This is a genomic window from Desulfosporosinus lacus DSM 15449 (genome assembly GCF_900129935.1).
GTDB lineage: Bacteria > Bacillota > Desulfitobacteriia > Desulfitobacteriales > Desulfitobacteriaceae > Desulfosporosinus > Desulfosporosinus lacus.
On the sequence record NZ_FQXJ01000004.1, the window covers coordinates 282,330 to 300,909 of the forward strand.

Annotated in this window: 24 protein-coding genes; 23 read left to right on the forward strand and 1 reads right to left on the reverse strand. The window is 50.1% G+C overall.

All coding sequences use genetic code 11. The features are described from left to right. Window positions 1–6 precede the first annotated feature (6 nt). The 23 genes from BUB11_RS05735 (at window position 7) to BUB11_RS05845 (ending at window position 18,306) form a co-directional block, all read left to right on the forward strand. Window positions 7–348 (forward strand): Mbov_0395 family pilin-like conjugal transfer protein, encoded by a 342-nt coding sequence (locus tag BUB11_RS05735; protein WP_427846300.1) that lies wholly within the window; start codon window positions 7–9, stop codon window positions 346–348. Between the two features lie 72 nt (window positions 349–420). Beyond that, entirely contained in the window at window positions 421–633 is a 213-nt protein-coding gene (locus BUB11_RS05740) for a DUF6133 family protein (RefSeq protein ID WP_427846301.1), read from the forward strand. A gap of 51 nt (window positions 634–684) precedes the next feature. Next, entirely contained in the window at window positions 685–1,515 is an 831-nt protein-coding gene (locus BUB11_RS05745; protein WP_073028505.1) for a conjugal transfer protein TrbL family protein, read from the forward strand. Between the two features lie 11 nt (window positions 1,516–1,526). Then, window positions 1,527–1,736 carry a mercury transporter gene (locus BUB11_RS05750; RefSeq protein ID WP_073028506.1) on the forward strand — a complete coding sequence of 70 codons (210 nt, stop codon included), beginning with the start codon at window positions 1,527–1,529 and terminating at the stop codon, window positions 1,734–1,736. A gap of 16 nt (window positions 1,737–1,752) precedes the next feature. Continuing rightward, complete coding sequence (locus tag BUB11_RS05755) at window positions 1,753–2,076, forward strand: hypothetical protein (protein ID WP_073028507.1); 324 nt, start codon at window positions 1,753–1,755, stop codon at window positions 2,074–2,076. Between the two features lie 2 nt (window positions 2,077–2,078). Next, window positions 2,079–2,534 (forward strand): DUF3849 domain-containing protein, encoded by a 456-nt coding sequence (locus BUB11_RS05760; RefSeq protein ID WP_073028508.1) that lies wholly within the window; start codon window positions 2,079–2,081, stop codon window positions 2,532–2,534. 12 nt (window positions 2,535–2,546) lie between these two features. Continuing rightward, the gene (locus BUB11_RS05765) at window positions 2,547–3,923 is read left to right on the forward strand and encodes a DNA cytosine methyltransferase (RefSeq protein ID WP_073028509.1); all 1,377 of its coding nucleotides are present in this window, start codon (window positions 2,547–2,549) and stop codon (window positions 3,921–3,923) included. Window positions 3,924–3,970: 47 nt separating this feature from the next. Next, entirely contained in the window at window positions 3,971–4,753 is a 783-nt protein-coding gene (locus BUB11_RS05770) for a DUF3848 domain-containing protein (RefSeq protein WP_207650028.1), read from the forward strand. Window positions 4,754–4,775: 22 nt separating this feature from the next. After that, window positions 4,776–5,516: a hypothetical protein gene (locus tag BUB11_RS05775; RefSeq protein ID WP_073028513.1), complete on the forward strand. Its 741-nt coding sequence runs from the start codon at window positions 4,776–4,778 to the stop codon at window positions 5,514–5,516. After that, window positions 5,513–5,944: a prepilin peptidase gene (locus tag BUB11_RS05780; protein ID WP_073028515.1), complete on the forward strand. Its 432-nt coding sequence runs from the start codon at window positions 5,513–5,515 to the stop codon at window positions 5,942–5,944. The genes BUB11_RS05775 and BUB11_RS05780 overlap by 4 nt, the downstream gene beginning before the upstream one ends. Window positions 5,945–5,946: 2 nt before the next feature. After that, complete coding sequence (gene cpaB, locus BUB11_RS05785; RefSeq protein WP_073028516.1) at window positions 5,947–6,765, forward strand: Flp pilus assembly protein CpaB; 819 nt, start codon at window positions 5,947–5,949, stop codon at window positions 6,763–6,765. After that, window positions 6,762–7,694 carry a MinD/ParA family ATP-binding protein gene (locus BUB11_RS05790; RefSeq protein ID WP_073028518.1) on the forward strand — a complete coding sequence of 311 codons (933 nt, stop codon included), beginning with the start codon at window positions 6,762–6,764 and terminating at the stop codon, window positions 7,692–7,694. Before cpaB ends, BUB11_RS05790 begins: the two co-directional genes overlap by 4 nt. Further along, window positions 7,694–9,043 (forward strand): CpaF/VirB11 family protein, encoded by a 1,350-nt coding sequence (locus tag BUB11_RS05795; protein ID WP_073028520.1) that lies wholly within the window; start codon window positions 7,694–7,696, stop codon window positions 9,041–9,043. The genes BUB11_RS05790 and BUB11_RS05795 overlap by 1 nt, the downstream gene beginning before the upstream one ends. Next, window positions 9,040–9,969: a type II secretion system F family protein gene (locus BUB11_RS05800; RefSeq protein ID WP_073028522.1), complete on the forward strand. Its 930-nt coding sequence runs from the start codon at window positions 9,040–9,042 to the stop codon at window positions 9,967–9,969. The genes BUB11_RS05795 and BUB11_RS05800 overlap by 4 nt, the downstream gene beginning before the upstream one ends. A 20-nt stretch (window positions 9,970–9,989) precedes the next feature. After that, the gene (locus BUB11_RS05805) at window positions 9,990–10,862 is read left to right on the forward strand and encodes a type II secretion system F family protein (protein WP_073028524.1); all 873 of its coding nucleotides are present in this window, start codon (window positions 9,990–9,992) and stop codon (window positions 10,860–10,862) included. A gap of 58 nt (window positions 10,863–10,920) precedes the next feature. After that, window positions 10,921–11,316 carry a DUF4320 family protein gene (locus BUB11_RS05810; RefSeq protein WP_073028525.1) on the forward strand — a complete coding sequence of 132 codons (396 nt, stop codon included), beginning with the start codon at window positions 10,921–10,923 and terminating at the stop codon, window positions 11,314–11,316. After that, a complete protein-coding gene (locus tag BUB11_RS05815; protein WP_073028527.1) occupies window positions 11,313–11,849 on the forward strand; it encodes a hypothetical protein in 537 nt (178 codons plus the stop codon). Before BUB11_RS05810 ends, BUB11_RS05815 begins: the two co-directional genes overlap by 4 nt. Window positions 11,850–11,956: 107 nt before the next feature. Further along, window positions 11,957–12,490, forward strand: coding sequence for a DUF6550 family protein (locus tag BUB11_RS05820; protein WP_073028529.1), 534 nt, complete (start codon window positions 11,957–11,959; stop codon window positions 12,488–12,490). A gap of 76 nt (window positions 12,491–12,566) precedes the next feature. Next, complete coding sequence (locus tag BUB11_RS05825) at window positions 12,567–14,273, forward strand: DUF8193 domain-containing protein (RefSeq protein WP_073028530.1); 1,707 nt, start codon at window positions 12,567–12,569, stop codon at window positions 14,271–14,273. A 234-nt stretch (window positions 14,274–14,507) separates the two neighbouring features. Next, on the forward strand, window positions 14,508–15,170 hold the full coding sequence (locus tag BUB11_RS05830) for a hypothetical protein (RefSeq protein WP_242947469.1): 663 nt from the start codon (window positions 14,508–14,510) through the stop codon (window positions 15,168–15,170). Between the two features lie 85 nt (window positions 15,171–15,255). Then, window positions 15,256–16,005: a C39 family peptidase gene (locus tag BUB11_RS05835; protein ID WP_345788573.1), complete on the forward strand. Its 750-nt coding sequence runs from the start codon at window positions 15,256–15,258 to the stop codon at window positions 16,003–16,005. A gap of 307 nt (window positions 16,006–16,312) precedes the next feature. Then, complete coding sequence (locus BUB11_RS05840) at window positions 16,313–18,109, forward strand: VirB4 family type IV secretion system protein (RefSeq protein ID WP_073028874.1); 1,797 nt, start codon at window positions 16,313–16,315, stop codon at window positions 18,107–18,109. Next, the gene (locus tag BUB11_RS05845) at window positions 18,106–18,306 is read left to right on the forward strand and encodes a hypothetical protein (protein WP_073028534.1); all 201 of its coding nucleotides are present in this window, start codon (window positions 18,106–18,108) and stop codon (window positions 18,304–18,306) included. Before BUB11_RS05840 ends, BUB11_RS05845 begins: the two co-directional genes overlap by 4 nt. On the opposite strand, the gene BUB11_RS26870 is transcribed toward BUB11_RS05845, so the two are convergent. Then, entirely contained in the window at window positions 18,290–18,565 is a 276-nt protein-coding gene (locus BUB11_RS26870; protein WP_143187556.1) for a hypothetical protein, read from the reverse strand. The genes BUB11_RS05845 and BUB11_RS26870 overlap by 17 nt on opposite strands. Between the last annotated feature and the right edge of the window lie 15 nt (window positions 18,566–18,580).

An 18,580-nucleotide genomic window follows, 5' to 3' on the forward strand; every position in this document is an offset into this window, starting at 1 on the left:
GCCAAAATCAAACGCTTTTTTAGACGAGCGCGAAGCAGGCTGCTGGCCTTTGGCATCGCCGCTTATACAGCCCTGCTGCTGCCGCCAGGCGCCTATGCTGATGATGTGAGCAGCAGCAAAATTGCCCAAGGAACCGAAAAGCTCATTTCAGACGTGACAACCTGGCTCATGGTACTGGCCCCTGTCGCCTCCGGTTTGCTGATTATTTATTTTTTCATTCGGCGTTCCGCGGCCGACGAAATGGACCAAAAAAAGTGGAATAACCGCATTGTAGTAGCCATTGTAAGCTGTATCGGCGCCGTTCTCGGCTCCGCTACTCTCAATCTGATTTTAGGCTACTACAAATAACCGGCAGGCTGCCAAGGGAACCTGCTTTTCTTCTTTTACAGAACAAAACTTTAAGGAGGCATATCTGTGCTGATCTTACAAATTAAGGCTGTTCAGTTTTTGGAGAAGGCCCAAAAAACTGTGCTTAACCGACGCGGCGAGGGCTTCGTCGATACAGCCGTCAAGATTTTAATCAGTGTCGTCGTGGGCGCTTTGGTGCTTGCCGGATTGTATCTGCTCTTCAAGGACACGATCCTGCCCACTCTCACCGACCGTATCAAAAACATGTTCAACTATACGGGCTAAAACCTGTCAATCCTTTGATGGGGCCTCTGCCCCACCGCAAGGGGGAATTAAATGGAATATATTTTAGTACTTCTTATTGTCGCTTTGCTGAACGGCGCCATCGCCTACCTCGATTCCCTGCTTACCGATATCGTGCCGCTTACTTTGTACGCCGAAAAATATATGTCAACACTGGCAGGAACTAACCTTACCGAGGACCTGTTTAACATCCTCTTTGGCTTTGGCGTTTCACTTATCGTCTTGAAGTTTCTCAAAAAGGGCTTTGAAACCTATGTGTTATGGACGGACGGCGATGCGGATGAAGAACCCCTTTCCCTGCTGACCAACTTTTTCAAAGCCATGGCAGTTGCCATCTGTTTCCCCATTATCTACGGCTGGTTGGGGCAAATCGTGCAAGAAATGACGAACCGGCTTCTGACCGCCATTGGGGCATCGACCTCTTATAATTGGGCGGCATGGGTAGCGGGCATCAGTTCCCAGGGACTTGTAACCGCTATTTTCGGACTGGTGTTCATCATCTGCTATTTTATTCTCTATTTTCAATTCCTTATGCGGGGCTTGGAAATCATGATCCTCCGTATCGGTGTCCCCCTGGCCTGCGTAGGACTCCTGGACAATGACAGAGGCGTGTTCAAGTCCTATTCGCAAAAGTTTTTTCAAGCCACTCTCTCGGTTGTGGTCCAGATCTCCCTTTCCAAGCTGGGGGTGGGGCTTATGCTCAATATGCACATTCTTTGGGGTATTGCCTGTCTGATTTTAGCGATTCGGACTCCGAAGTTCCTGGGGGATTTTTTGCTGACCACAGGCGGCGGTGGCGGCGCTGTCAACAATGCCTATCACTCGGTACGCCTGGTGCAGATGGCGCGCCATCTTGTCAAATAAGGGGGCGCGGGATGAACCTGATTGATGAGATATCCAAGACGATTATCATGCTGATCCGGGTTGGCTGTGTCGCCCGGTTTATCTATTGCATGATCCGACTGTCGGCTGCAGAGGAAGAAGCAACACAGTACAAAAAAAGGGCCAAAAACACGGTTCTTTTTTATATTCTAGCTGAGAGTGTCTGGGAGATTAAAGACTTAATTCTTTATTATTATCAATGAGACACAGGAGGTATTCATGGACGAAAATCATGCTACTCTGTATATTCCGCTGGGCGTAAAAACCGAAGCGGAGTTTTTCCCCGGCTTCGGTAAAAAGCAAATGGTTCAGGCAGCCATCGGTTCACTGTTTTTTGGACTGGTGGCTTTTCTGATTTGGCTTGTGAACGGCAGCGTGTCCTGTACGGTAGTGACGATACTCTCTGGTATCGCGGGTTCTGTAATGATGACGGCCAAGGATTCCACCAACCTATCGGTAGTGGATCAATGCGTCAACATGTTCCGGTTCGTGAGAGGCCAGAAATATTATCCGTATCGCTACGGTGAAGAATGGGGGGTGTGAATATGTATGCAACCATGCCAGTGTATTACCCTTCGTTTCGATATGCCCGCGAACATGATGAAACCGACCTGTGGCGTGAATCCCACCGCGTCAATATGGAGTGCCAAGGGAAGATCAATCGCCGCGCTTTGGAAGCGTATAACAGCAGGGAACTTGATCTGATGATTGACGATCTGATTCGGATTTACGGCTTAGAGCGGACAATGTGTGTTCTCTCCCGAACCATCCAGTACAAAGATTGGGATGAACGTTTGTCACAAGCTGTCAGAAAACGGGCCAAACATTTCTCATTTTCTGAACAGGTATATGAAGGTAATGATCCGACCAAGCAATACATCTGCCACGACCTTCATTCCTGTATTTTGGATGAAGTATATCGCAAGCTGATGGAAAAGGAAGCTGAACAAGCCGCTTTTGACAACCGGCAGCAGGCTCTCTTTGATGATCTGGAACTGTAAAGGAGGCCCCCTATGCCAAGGACAATGATTGACCTATTTGCAGGTATCGGCGGTTTTACCCTGGGTTTTGAGGCTGCCGGGTTTGAATGCATCGGTCACTGTGAAATCGACAGGTATGCACAAAGAAGCTATTATGCCATTCACGGCAAGAAGGAAGGAGCGTGGTTTGCCGATGATATTAGCACTGTACGACCCGAAGAATTACCCCCGTGCGATCTTATCACCGCAGGATTTCCTTGCCAGGATATCAGCATTGCCGGACGAGGACGCGGACTTTCAGGCTCCCGATCTTCTCTCTTTTTTGAGATTATTAGAATTATCCAGGGCAAATCAAGTCATGATAAACCCCGCTGGGTTGTCCTTGAAAATGTTAAAAATCTGCTTTCAATTGGCAGAGGAAAAGATTTTACGACCGTTCTCTGTACGCTGGCCGAAAGCGGGTACGACGTTGAATACCAGGTTCTCAACTCTAAAAATTTCGGAGTTCCCCAAAACCGGGAACGAGTGTTCATTGTTGGACATCTTAGAGGCCGAGGTACCGGAAAAATATTTCCTATCCTCGGAGCAGACAGCAAAAATCTTATCGAACTTAGCAAAGGGCGGCAAGGAGAACGGATCTATGACCCCGCCGGAATCGGAGTGACCCTGACAGCACAAGCCGGAGGAATAGGCGGAAAAACAGGGCTTTACGCCGTAAGCTATAACCGCAAAAATGATATCGGGAAAACACTGGAGGTAGCCCATACCCTCACGGCCAGCAACTACCCGAGGATTAACCGGAATCAGCCCCCAAACGCCGTCTTTATCGACTTATCCAACCAATATCCCCAAATTAGCACTGTGGCACGCTGCCTCAAACTCTGCTATAACGCCGGAATTACCAACCGTCAGGCTGATAACTCCGGCGTTTTACTTTCTCCAAGGTCAATTTTAACTCCCGACCGGGCAGCGATGCGGCAAAACGGACGGCGTACTAAAGAGCCGGACGAGCCAATGTTCACCCTGACCGCCCAAGACCGTCCTGGCGTAGTGCTGGTCCCCGAGGCTACCAAAAAGGGTTACGCGGAGGCCGGTATCGGTGACAGTATTGATCTGGCCGTGCCGGGATCGAAAACACGGCGTGGACGTGTGGCAAAAGGCGTCGCCCACACCCTAGTTACCTCCTGCTGCCAAGGCGTGTTCGACGGGTGCAGAATTCGCCGCCTAACGCCCCGTGAGTGCTGGCGGCTTCAAGGCGTGCCGGATTATCTCTTTGAACTGGCACAAGCCGTCAACAGCGACACCCAGCTTTACAAGCAGGCCGGCAACGGCGTGACCGTCAACGTGATCTACGTCATCGCGCGGAAGCTGCTGGAAAAAGAGACGCGAAATGAGCGTGACGAACAGTGACGGTGGCCGGTTGGCAAACAAATACATTTTACGGAGGTAATCAAGCCGTGATTGAGAACAGTTCAGAAAATATTCCTATCACCAAAGAAATGATTGTGGATAAAATCGACGCCGAGCTTGCGGAATTTACCGGAAGCACTCCCGTTGCCAACCGCGGCATCGAGTTTGAAGACAAGCTGGAGGCGCTGACGCTTATCCGCAATGCTCTGTACAACCTACCCATTCCCCATGAATTGCACCCCTTCATTTTCAACCACGAAAACATTTTAAGAGAGGCCTTCCTTTTCTGGCTGGACGAGGCTGTCAAAACTATGCCGCTCGATAGACTTGCCCTGTCCTATGACTGTGCTGCAAACTGGCTCACCGAAGTCCGGCATGAATACCGGACCGCCCTTTTGCGTGAACGTCTGGCTGGCGAACATCAAGCCTTTCTTGAAGAAGAACGGCAAAAAACACCGGACGAAATCATTGAGGACGCCTGGAAAATCACCTGTATGGCTGACCTGCTGACGGTGCTCACCAACGGAGGCTTGGAGCCGCAGGAGATAGATGCTCTGCTGACCATTGAGCACCCTTTACACACTATTTTCGGCGATTTCCTTCCTAAAGACAACGAGAACCACCTGTACGCCCTGACCGACATCGCCCTTGAAGTCGCCCAAACCCGGCACAATGACCTTGTAACAGGGAATATTGATCTCCAGCCGGAAGATGCCGTGACCAAACAGCACCTCGAAGAGTATCTAAAGTTTTATGGCGGACCCGCTTATTCCGCTGAACAAGACGTCCCCGACCATGAGCCGGAGTGGGATATGGAGTTGGAACCATGAAGAAAGAGAGGTGCGCCGGTCTATGAACAACCAAGAAAACGGCAAGCAGCCTGTCACCTGGGATATGCTTGCCGCAAAGATGGACAAAGAAATGCAGAAGCTCCAATTCTACTCCCCGCCCGCTGACGACACCCACGCCCTTCTCTCCAGTTTTAAAGAAGCCATGACCCGCATTTACCGCTGCTTGAAAGAGCGTCAAATACCTGCCGATCTGTATGCGGAAGTTTATAAGCAGGATTATATTGTGGCAGAGGTCATCCCCTTTTGGCTGGAGGAGGAAGAACTGCGGGGCGGCAACATCGAGAATATGGCAGATGTCGCCGCGCACAGTGTAGAAAACTGGCTGCATGCTGTAGGCCTGAATAAAGAAGATGACCGGAAAATCCGTTTAGAAGGGCTGCGTTTAGATGATCGAACCCTGACTTACTCCGAAGTGGAGCTGACAGCCGATGGCCAGACAACCTCATTCCTGACCGGGGGTATCCCGGATACCTACAGCATAGACGACAGCGAACAGTACCAGGAGTTTGTTGAGGGTCTGCCGCCGCTGACTGAAATAACCGTCGCTGTCAGCAGTTGGAGCGTCGGGCATGGTGAAAGCGAAGCCGCCGCTGAGGATGAACTAGCCGTTATCGAAGAAAACCTGGACCTGTTAGAACAGCAATACGGCCTGGACCCACTGCAATCCGAATGTTTTACGGAGATCGCCCCAGATAATGGTCTGGAATTTGACGAGGAATCGGATGAGGAACTGGATCTATGACTTGGCTGATTCTGAAGGGCATTCTGCTGTTTCTGGTCTTGAGCTATGCGGCTTATAGGGACATTAAGACCCGCGAAATACCGGATGCGGTTCCTTTAATGCTCTTGCTAACGGGTTTCATCGGTTTTTCACCCTTGTTTTCCATCACAGGACTTTTAGTTGCCGGGCTGCCCTTTCTCTGGGCAGCCCTTTGGTGTGGCGGCATGGGCGGCGGCGATATCAAGCTCATGGCCACCTGCGGCTTTGTGCTGGGGGCCTGGGGCGGAATATTGCAGACAATCCTCGGCCTGGCCTTGGCCTTGCTGTTTACCATGATCCGCGCAGCAGCCGCTGGAAAAAAGATAGAACGGAAATTAAAAATCCCGCTGATCCCGTTTCTGGGAGCCGGCGGGATTCTTGCTTTTCTCATCACATTCTGGGGAGGTTGACTATGAAAAAATTATTAAAAAACCGGACGCTCATGGGTGTCTTGTGTATTGTTCTTTCCCTGCTCATCTGTTTCGGTTTGACACCGCTGTTCAATAGGGCCATAACCGCACAAACGGAAATCACCCGGGTTAAAAGCGACATTAAAAAGGGCGAGCTTATCACCCCCGACAAACTGGAAAGCATCACAGTGGGATCGTATAATCTTCCTGCCAACGTCCTGAAGAAAAAAGAGGAAATTTCAGGCAAGTATGCGCTGGCTGATCTGCAAAAAGGAGACTATGTGCTTTCCACAAAACTCTCCGCCGCTCCCCTGGCTGAGTTTGAATACCTGTCCGCTTTGGATGGCACTAAACAAGCCATGTCCGTGACGATCAAGAGCTTTGCGGCGGGATTGTCCGGCAAGCTGGAAGCCGGTGACATTGTAAGCTTGATTGCTACCGCTTACGGCGATCGGCAGGAAACCGCCCTGCCGCCCGAGTTGCAATATGTCTATGTCTTGGCGGTAACAACTGGAAAAGGACAGGACAAGGAATACACCACCAACCCTAAAGCGGAAGGCGATGGCCAAGAGCTGCCCTCCACCATTACCGTGTTGGTCCGCCCTGCCCAGGAGGGGCTGCTGGCCGATCTGGAAGCCAAAAGCAAGCTCCATGTTGCGCTTGTGTATCGGGGCGGCAAAGAGCAGGCGCAGAAATTTCTCGATGCCCAGGACAAATATCTTGCCGGCTTGCCCAAAAACAGCGCAACGCTGAATCAAGACCTGACAGTTCCGGAAACTCCGGCCCTCCTCAATAAAGCCCAAGGAGGGAATGGGCAATGAGCGACAATATTCAAATGCTGACGGTTTGGGGCGGTCCCTGTTCCAGCAAGACCACAACGGCATTGAAGCTGGCGCTGGAGCTGGCCTCTCATAAAAAAAATGTCATCATCCTGATGTGTGACTTCACGGCTCCCGCACCGCAAACCTTATTGCCTAGCGCCCCCACCAAGGGAAAGTCTTTAGGCGAGCTCCTCAGCCTGCCTTCTATTTCACAGGAAGAAATCCTTAGACGGTGTATCCCCCTGGGCAAAAATGACTATGTAAGCCTGCTGGGCTATCAAAAAGGCGACAATGCCTTTACTTATGCCCAATACGCCAAGGAGCGGGCTATTGACTTGCTTACCCTTTTGCGCCATACGGCCGACTATATCATCATCGACTGTGATAGCGCCTTTTCCTCCGATGTTCTCTCGGCGGTGGCCTTGGAAACAGCCGACGCCGTACTGCGGCTCTGCGTTTGCGACTTAAAAAGCCTCTCTTATTTTGCCTCTGCTCTGCCCCTGCTATCGGCTAACCGTTTTGCCTCGGCCCGCCACATCAAAACCCTAGCCATGGTAAAACCGGGGCAAGACAACGGTGAATATCAAAATGCCTTCGGCGGTGCTGCTTATTCCCTGCCCTTCGTACCTGAACTGGAAGAACAGTTTTATTCCGCCCGTCTGATGGATGAGCTTTGCTCCAAACCTGCTATTGCTTATAACGCTGCCATCCGGGATATCGTCAACAATCTGCTGCTAGGTGCGGAAGTCATAGCCCCGCCTAAAAAGGCCTGGAGTTTTTTAGCCAAGAAAAAACTCGAAAAAGAAAAACCGACCCAAGAACCCCCGCTGCGGAGCATCCGGCCCCTGATGACGTTCAAACCGAACCCGGAAAAAAAAGGCGGCGGGATCTTCGATAAACTGCGAGGCGGTAAAGGAGGCCGCTCATAATGGACAATGCTTCTCTGTTTTTTTCGTCAGGGGGCCATAAAAAAGAGTTTGCCGACGTGCTCCATGAGGTTCAGGAGTACATTTCCGGCAAATACGCTGCCCTTATCTCCGGCAATCTCCATGAGCAAAGGCAGCAAATCACCGCCTATATCACCAAATACTTAACCGATTACAGCCTGGGTGTGGAAGGACTGGGCTTCGATGCTCTGGTGGACCGGCTTTATTCGGAAATGGCCGAATTTTCATTTCTGACCGAATACCTCTTTGCCAATAACGTGGAAGAGATCAACATTAACGCTTGGAACGACATCAAGGTCTATTATGCGGACGGACGTATCCTGCCGGTACGGGAAAAGTTTAACTCCCCGTCCCATGCCGTTGATGTAGTCCGCCGCATTCTGCACAAAAGCGGAATGATCCTGGATTCTTCCCAGCCGGTTATACGCGGACATCTATCGAACAAAATCCGGATCACGGTGTTTGGCAACCCTGTCACCGACCATGATAAAGGTGTTGCCGCATCGATCCGTATGATTAACCCGCAAAAGCTGGGCCGCGAGGATTTCATCCGCAACGAGACAGCTACGCCGGAAATGCTGGACTTTTTGAGTCTGGCACTGCGTTATGGTGTGAGCATGTGTGTCACCGGCGCAACCGGCTCCGGCAAGACTACCTTGATGGCCTGGGTTTTATCTACTATCCCCGATGATAAGAGGATCGTAACTATCGAAAACGGCTGCCGCGAGTTTGACCTGGTTAAAACCGATGAAAACGGCAACGTGCTCAACAATGTGGTCCACCTGACCACTAGGGAGAGCGACGACCCCAAGCAAAACATCGACCAAGAAAAATTATTGGAGTTTACCCTGACGGCCAACCCGGATGTCATCTGTGTCGGTGAAAGTAAATCAGCCGAGGCCATGGCTGCCCAAGAAGCGGCCCGGACCGGTCACGCGGTGATCACAACGACCCATGCCAATAGCTGTACCGCCACTTATTACCGCCTTGTCACCCTCTGCCGGCAAAAATACGCCATGGACGAAAGGACGCTTTATAACCTCGTTACCGAGGCGTTTCCCATTGTGCTGTTCAGCAAACGACTTGAAGACAATGCCCGCAAGATCATGGAGATTACCGAATGCTGTATTGCCGAAGACGGCAGCCGCAGTATCCGTCCCCTATTCCGTTATCAGGTTACCTCCAATGACTTCATAGACGGAAAAGTTAGTATCCGCGGGCATTTTGAAAAGGTCAACGACATATCGCCGGGCCTGCAAAAACGAATGCTGGAAAACGGGATGCCGGCCAATCTCTTGCACAGCATTTTAAAGGGAGGTACAGCGGCATGACGTTACTGATCCTGATTGCGTTTTTGACAATGGTAACCGGTGCTTTTTTAGTCTTGGACGTGTCCCCGCAGTACTTTGCCGAAACCTTGGCCCAGCCGATCCAAGCCCGTAAACCCACGATGCGAAAAGAGATACGCGCTACAGTCCAAAAGAAAAAACTGCGGGGTATCCGCCTGCTCATCAAAGAGGCCCGCGACGTGCTGGAGATCACGGGCAGGAGTGCCAAATTCGGCGTCATTTGCCTGCTATCCCTGGCCCTGATGATGTTGGGCGCGCTCCTTGCCATCACCATGAACAACCTTTTCATGGTACCGGTTATGGCCGTTGGTTTTTCCCTGCTGCCTTTTTGGTACATCCTCTTTACGGCAACTTCCTTTAAGAAACATCTGAACGGCGAACTGGAAACCGCCTTGTCCGTCATTACCACTTCCTATTTAAGATCGGAAAGCATCATCACAGCGGTCGATGAAAACCTGCCCTACCTAAACCCGCCCGTGGTGCAAGTATTGGAGAGCTTTCTGGCTCAATCAAAGCTTATCAACTCCAACCTCCGCAGCGCCCTGGAGAGACTGAAAGGAAAGCTCTTCAGCAAGGTGTTTGACGAATGGCTGGATGCCCTCATTGCCTGCCAGGAAGACAAAACCCTCAAAACGACCCTCATTCCGATTGTCAATAAACTGTCGGATATGCGTATCGTGGCGGCGGATTTAGACTACCTTCTCTATGCGCCAGTAAAAGAGTTTATCACCATGGCGGTGCTGCTTGTAGGCAATATCCCCCTTATCTATGTCCTCAATAAAAGCTGGTTTCACACCTTGGTAGACACCACGCCGGGTAAATTAATCTTAGCCGTATGCGTCCTGGTCATCTTTATTTCAACGGCAGCGGTGGTCCGGCTGATGAAGCCCGTTGAATATAAGCGTTAAAAGCAGACAGGAGGCGAACCATGTACGGTATACTTTTTTGCTTCGGCGCGCTTTTTGCTGCCGGAGCTTATTTTATCCTGGCGGACTTTCTAAAATTACCCACCTTTGCTGCCACGCGGGCAGTTATCCAGGCCGGACGCACGGACAGACAAAAGACCAAGAACTTTGACGCCGTGGTGCTGGAGCTTTCCTCCCACTTATCCAAATTCGTACATTTAGACAAATACAAGCGACGGAAAACCGAAGCAACCCTCAAATCTGCGGGCATCCTGATGACGCCCGAAACGTTCACGGCCAAGGCTCTCGTCAAAGCCGGACTTGCGGCGCTGGGCATCATCCCGGCGCTGTTTATTTTCCCGATCCTTTGTCCCATTTTCGTGTTTCTGGCCATCACCCTTTATTTTAAGGAAATGATCTCAGCGGACGAAGCTCTAAAAAAGAAACGCGACCAGATAGAACTCGAACTGCCCCGCTTTGTCTCTACGATAGCTCAGCAGCTCAAAGCGTCGCGAGATGTGCTCTCCATTCTGGAAAAATACCGGCAGACAGCAGGGGGCCATATGCGCAGCGAGCTGGATATTACCATCGCCGACATGCAAAGCGGCAACCTGGAAACCGCTCTTGTGCGCTTTGAATCCCGCCTGGGGAGCGCCATGCTTTCCGATGTCGTGCGCGGTTTAATCAGTGTCATCAGAGGTGACAATGGCGTGGCCTTCTTTGAGCTGCTGGCGCATGACTTCAAACAGTTTGAGATCCAACGCCTAAAGCTCCTGGCCATAAAGCAGCCTGGCAAAATCCGCAAATATTCATTTTATATGCTGGCCTGCTTTTTGCTGATGTATCTTGGAATTTTGTTCTTTGAGATCATAAACGCCTTTAACGGGTTGTTTTAAGAAAGGCGGCATCAATGAATCAAAAAAACCTGAACAGGGCCGAAATGGAGGTGTGATTTTGCTTAAACTATTGCGCCAAAAGCGCGGCGAAGGTTACATTGACGTGGCGGTCATCGTGCTGGCGGCTATGCTATGTATTGCCCTTGTGGTACGAATCGCACCGGTCTTTATTGTCAAGAACCAGCTTGATACCTTTGCCAGTGAGCTGGTCCGTGAAGCGGAGATTGCCGGACAGGTCGGCAGCGAAACCAACAGCCGGGCTCATGAATTACAGAACCAGTTAGGCATAACCCCGACCATATCCTGGTCCCAAACCGGCCGCCTTCAGCTCGACACCGGCGTAACCGTCACCTGCGCCATGACAATGAATATCGGTCTGTTTGGCGGCTTTGGTTCATTCCCCATAGAATTGACCGCTAAAGCATCCGGCAAGAGCGAGGTGTATTGGAAATGAAAAACCTGCTTAAAAACAAAGGCGGAGACGGCAGCCTGATTGCCGTTGTTATCGTCATTTCCATCTTGCTGATATCCAGCTCTGTTTATGAGTATATCCGGCTTACCATTATAGCCCGTGGAGTCCGAGACGCTGTGCAAAGCTCCATTATTTCAGTCGCCACCACCAACTATGACGAGGTATACAACGGACTGCGGGAGGGCTACAGCGGCGGATACAGTTTAGAAGGCAGCTCTTGGGATGAAAGCCTGGACACCGGGGATATTTACAGTCAGCTTGATAGTACCCTGGGGCTGACGCGGCAAAACGGCAAACATGTGAAATATGCCCGGGAAACACTGGAATATTCCCTTTGGGGATTAAATGTGGCTATTATAAACGCCCCTTTCGCCCCCTCAAACGCTGACAGCGCCGGAAAATTTCTGGCCGAAGCCACGCTTGAATTGGAAGTACCCTTATCCTTTGGCTGGGAAAGTCTGCCCCCTATGTGTATCACTTTACATGTCAAGGCAAGTTATACGCCAAAATTTTAAAGTCCCAAAAAAAGTGCAGCATTTATAGACAAGAAGAAATTTCCGGGATATTATTAGCTTGAAAATATCCATAGATATCCAATCCTGTTGAAATGGAGGTTGACGCTATGAAAATAAATAAGAAAATAGCCCTGATTGCCCTGGCCTGTGTCGTTGTAGGTGCGGCGGCACTCTTCACATTCAACCATCAACCGCCGACAGAATCTGGCACCCCGGCCGTTTCAGACAGCAGCCAAGCGCCGAATGCCCATGTAAATGATGTTACTTCCCCGGAACCGGGCAAAGAAATTGACCCCTCTGCCACTTCTTCATCCTTTGATTCCAAGGCCGCAGATGTGATCGACCCCGAAAAAGGGGCTACGAACATAACGGTTCCCCTGACCGACCCTGTGCAAAAGCCCCCTGCCGACCCCAATAAACACGAAAAGGGCGACGAAAGCGAACCCCCGAAGTCAACGGCGCCTCCCGCCAGTAAGCCAAAGCCAGCTCCGGCAAAACCCAACGAACCGCAGAGCGGCGCTACCAACGAAAAAGGGCAGGTCTGGGTTCCCGGCTTTGGCTGGGTAACTCCCGGAGGCGGAAATAAAGTACTACAAGGTAAATCTGATGGCGACATCAACAAGCAGGTTGGTGATATGTAAATCATAAAATAATAAAGCTATTTACAAAAAAGAGTACAGTTAGAGGCTGTACTCTTTCTCATTTAAGGAGGCATCTATGAAAAAGAATTTGCTGACATTTATCTGCCTTGTCATGATGCTTTTCATGTTGCCCATTACTGCCTTTGCCGACCCCGGTGAGGGTAACATCGACGGTGGCGGGGGCGGTTTGGGTGACGGAACAGGCAGCAACATCTGGATGCCTGGGGATGACGGGGTAAGAGTTACAGTTATTCGTGACAGCGACAATGCACCTGTTTCCACACCAATTGATTACACAAACATTACTCCAGCAAATAATATAATGCATTTTGGAAAGGTAAGTAAAATTGGCTATCGAAATTGTGCCGCATTGATGCCTCAAATTGGCGGCTATGTCTGCGTCCAGCCGTCAATTGCTATACCTCGGATCATCAGTTCAAGCAGCTTAAGCGCAAGCATAGACGAGATCAAACAATATTTTTGTTCTGAATATGCCGCTGAGCTGGTGGCCAACAACACCGGTATAAACTATGTTGGTTTAATGAGCGGTGAGTACAAGTTATTGTTGGAGCCTATTGCCTACTTTACTTTTAACGGGACGAATGTGAGTATGACGGCTACGGAGGCCGCCATGTACGACATGCAGTTGGGCGGTGACCTGCGCTCCGAAATGGGGAGCCTTACCCACAAAAACCTGCCTTTCGCTATGATTCTGGAAATGTCCGACCTGGGATATCCCGCCTGGAACGGCTCCACCGGTACTGGAGTCAACAACGACCAAATCATCTCCTCCCTTGGCTTGGGCATTGTTCGGTACAAAGATCGGCCACCCGACCCAAAGGTAGGAGCAGCCGACCAGGAATACAGAACCGATACGGAAGTTATCACGCCTGTCACTCTATCTACAGGCAGCCGTTTGACACCCGATAATCCTGCCCAAGTGACCTTTTCAATCATGGGCAGCACCTATACCATGAGCAATATTGTCATCCCGGCCGGTGGGAGCCAAGTGGTATGGTGCAAATGGCGTACTCCCTCAACGCCGCAGACAGTGACAATCCAGGTCCGCTCCGACAGCGGAAGCTTAAGCAATACCACTATTACGGCCAAAATCATTGATCTCAATCAAAACCCACCCCCAAACCCCACAGCCCGGGATAGAAACGATAATTATACCCTGCCCTCCGTCCCCTCCAAGCCCCAGCAGTTTTCGGCAAGCTGGACCGTATGGCGGTGTTACTGGGAATCGAAATGGGTAAAAGTATGGCACACCGATTCAAACGGCAGCGCCTGGTACGAGTGGGTAGACATGGGAGACTGGAAATATACCAGCGACAGTTATTCTGCATCCCTTTCAGCCACCGGTCCGACAAAGCCCGATGATAAGGCAGTAACAGCCAATGGAAAAACCATGAAATCCGGGTACGGGATCAATATTGACATTAACGCCCGTGTAGCGACCAATGCCCCCGATAGCCATACGACCTGGGCGCAAAATGCTGTTGCCTATTTCCCCGAGTTTTCCTACAACACCTATTGGCGGCTTCTTGACCGGATTGTGAGCGGCTACAATGCAACCCTGGAATTAAAGCCAAACAAATATTCTACTTACAACCGGCGCGTCCACTTCACACCGCCCTGGTTTCCTGATGCCGCCTATACCACTTATACCCAGGTCATGGATGCTTGGACGCCGGCCGGCATGCTAAACGTGTACGTCAACGACTATGTGAACATCAAGCAAAGTGTCTTTGACGACTGGCACATTGCCCCTAAAAAATAACCGAATTATAGGGCCGCGCAAACCGCGCGGCCCTATTCACAAAGATGTGATAATCAAAGTTTTATGACGAAGCACGAACCCTCCGGGAGCAGAAAGAAAATGAGAAAACAGCGGCCAAGATCCGCATGACAACTGGGAAAAAGCAACTTCTGCGGAAATTCCGCAAAAGTTAGAAAAGGAACAAAACCCAATAGATTTGGAAAGGTAGGTATCTCTATGGTATTGCCTATTATTATGCTGTCGCTCTGCGCCATTGGCGGGGCGGCAGTTTTTATTTTCCTCAAATTGCCAAAGAGCAAAGCAAACTTGACGGAAAACCTTGCTGAGAAAACGGCCAATGAATTCGTAAATGTCCGGGATATCCGAGGGAACCTGCTCTACACCCTTGACGGAATAGCTCTGTGTTTTTTGAAAGTCAGCCCTATCAGTATTGACCTTTACAGTAAACATGAGAAGTTGACTCTTATGAGGACACTGACTGCCGAAGTATCATCTGTCCAACACGATTTTCAATTTTTGGCCGTATCGCGGCCGATTGATATATCACCCCTGCTTATGGAGCTGACTTCACTCCTGGAAACTGCCGATCTAAAGCAGAAGGAATTGCTAAAACAAGAAATTGCCGAAATGAATGCATACGCCATCAGCGGTGAAATCGTGGAACGTCAGTTTTACATCATCTTATGGGACCGGCTGGACGACGATGGGCAGCGGGAACTTTTGAACCGTGCCAAACAGTTCGCCCAGAATTTCATTGACTGCGGTGTAGAGTGTGAATTGCTGCCCCAACAGGAAATCGTGCGGCTCTGCAACCTTGTGAACAACCCCGCCTACACCCACCTGGAGGACAGTGACACCGAACCTGCCATTCCCATCATTGAGAATAAAGGAGCGTGATCCTATGCCAATCGACCCGGCGACGGCAAAAGCTCTGACTGCTGTCGTTAGCAATGTCGTTAGGGACGGCGAGACTGGAAAGAAAGTGCTGTTGATCATAATCGCCCCTGTTATCGGCCTTCTCTTACTCATGGCCATGATTTTGCAGATTCTTACCCTGCCCTTTACCATACTTGGCACAGCTTTCAGCGGGGATGAGCTTGCCTATGTGCAGAACATGCGCGCAGACACTGCTTATACCCAGCTCATAGGTAAGGAGGATGCCGATTACAAAGAGAGCTACGGACAAACCTTTGCAGAAATGACTCTGTCCTCCGGCTCAACTCAGGTTGTGTATTATAACCAGCTCGACAGCCGCTGGGCGGATATCCCCTACGGAACAACCGGCACCATAGGAGAATCCGGCTGCGGCCCTACCGCTCTAGCGATCATTGTGTCTACCCTGACGAGCACAGATCATGGTCCCATTGAGATGTCGGAATGGTCTGTGGCACATGGTTATCGCTGCGAAGGAAATGGTTCCTATCATTCCCTCATTCCCGATGGCGCGCGGACCTTTGGCCTTAAAGCGGAGGGAGCCACCTCCCAGGATGCCGCAAAAATTGCGCAGGCCCTTGCCGACAACAAGCTGGTGGGGGTTATCATGGGCAAAGGCCATTTCACCAGCTCCGGCCATTTTATCGTATTACGGAGTATAACAGACTCCGGAAAAATTCTTGTAGCTGACCCGGCAAGCAAACAAAGAAGCGAGCAGGCATGGGATTTTAATATCATACTGAATGAGGCCCAAAAAGGCGCCGGAGCAAGCGGCCCTTTCTGGATTATATCTCAATAAGAAGACACGGAGGCGATTTTACCGCCTCCCTCCGTTCTATCTTGTGCGTAACCTACTCAAAATCTATTCCAGTCGGTATATCCTTATATTGCTTCATCAGGTTGCGAAGAGCAACCAAAGAGGCCCTTAGAAACGACGCCGCACTTAAAAATAAACTGGAAAAATAAATACATAGCCTTAAAAAGCGTTGTGGTTTGTCTGTAAAGCCACAACGCTTTTTTATTATCCATTGTGCCGGAAGGGTAACCTTCACGGCACTTTTTTTGTTGAAGGAGGTTTTTTAGTGGCCAGACAAAACACTGCTTTTATGCCTGTCAATCAGGCTCTGCTCAATGTCATTACCCCTATGGGGCTTGAAATTCGGAAAAACTCACTCGTCATAGGTGAAAACACAGGCCGGGTTTACGGAGTTATTAAGTACCCGCAAAAGGTGGATATCGGCTGGTTAGCTAAGATAACCAACATCCCCGGCACTATCGTTTCCATATCCTTTCGGCCTGTGGACAACGGCGCTCTGATTGGGGCAATCTCCAAATCAATTACGCAGAACCGGGGAACTGCCGAAAGCGCCAGAGACCCCCTTTCCCGCCAAAGAGCTGAGAAAGCGGCCGAAGATGGTGAACGAATCATGCTTCAAATAGATCAACATGGCGAAATCGTTGGGCTTATGAGCATTGCCATCATGCCCCTTGCCCCGGATGAAAAAGCTTTTAACAGAGTTTGTCGGCGTGTTGAGAGCACCATGTCCGTTATGAAATGCAAAATCCGTACCCTTGCCAATCTGCAAAAGGACGGCTTACAGCATATTTCCCCCACGTATCCTTTGAGTGAGCGAGTGGCCGGCATTATTGAACGTATTGTGCCCCTTTCTACTGTTATGGGCGGCTTTCCCTTCGCTGCCAGCGGCTTCAATGACGGAACGGGTTACTATATCGGCCGTGACTCCTCAGGCGGTCTTGTCATCATCGACACATGGCGGCGCGGTGACGACCGGACCAATTCCAATATGGTCTTTATGGGTGTTGCTGGCGTTGGGAAATCGACAGCCGTGAAACACGTTGCCCTGGCTGAATACATGAAAGGAACAAAACTGATTTTTATCGACCCTGAATCAGAGTATAAAAACCTCTGCCTGTCCTTAAATGGAGATTGGATCAATGCCGCCGGCAGTGTGGCCGGGCGTTTGAACCCCCTTCAAATAAGACCCGTCCCGCGCGATGAAGAAGACGAGGAGCATCCCTTATACAAAGACGAGGGCAATGGCATGAGTGATATGGCCCTCCACCTGAAAAACCTGGAGATATTCTTCAATTTGTATATACCCAGCCTTACCGATATGCAACGAGCCATTCTGAAAAAGAGCATCATTGAATTGTACAACAAGTTCCATATCTTTTGGGAAACTGATATCAGCTCTTTGCGAAACACCGACTTTCCTATTTTCTCAGACTTGCTTGCGCTAATCGAGGCAAAAGCCGCCCAAAATCCAGACAATACCATGTACAGTGACCTGGCTCTTCTTCTCTTTGATATCGCCCAAGGCGGCGACAGTTTCCTGTGGAACGGTCATAGTACCATCGAAACACATACCCGCTGCGTCTGCCTGGATACCCATGCCTTACAAAACACAGGGGATAACATCAAACGTACCCAATATTTCAACTTGCTGTCCTGGTGCTGGGAGCAAATGAGCCGCAACAGAAACGAACGTGTTCTCCTAATTTGTGATGAAGCCTACCTAATGATCGACCCTAATGTGCCCCAATCCCTCGTTTTTCTGCGCAATGTGGAGAAACGGGCAAGAAAATATGAATCCGCCCTGGCTATCGTATCCCATTCAATCGTAGACTTTCTTTCACCAGAGGTTAAAATGTACGGTCAAGCCTTGCTGGATATTCCATGTATCAAAATACTCATGGGAACGGATGGGAAAAATCTTCAGGAAACGCGGGAGCTGTACAATTTAACCGACGCCGAGGAAGAACTGTTACTCTCCAAAAAACGCGGTCATGCCCTGTTTATTATCGGCTCCAAACGTCTGCACCTGCACTTTGAAATACCATCCTATAAATTTGAATATATGGGCAAGGCGGGTGGACGATGATGAAGAACGATAACTACAAAATCATCGAGTTGTTTTTCTATGTGCTTATTGTGATTGCGGGCTTGGTCCTGCTCATCATGGGAAGGGCCAAAGGACCGGAGCTGCCGAGGGACGCCACGCCGCCGCCCATACAGGTCACCCTGCAACGTGCGGAAAGGTGGAATCATCATGCTACTTTACTTAACTGGAAAGGATAGGGTAAACCTTTTGGACTTTATAGAGGACAAAATCGGGATAATCCCCAAAAAGATGACGGGCAAGTTTTCTCTGCTGCAATTTGTGGTACGGGATATGCGCAACTACGCCCATATGCAATATTTTGTTGTCGACCGGACCGCCGTGAGTGAAGATGAAGCTGGTTTTACTGCGGCGGTCAGTTCTTTTCAAACTATGTTCAGCGCCCGTATTATCGTCATCTGCGAAGGCTGCTCCGAATATGATGCTTTCCTGCGTCAACTCATTATGGCCGGC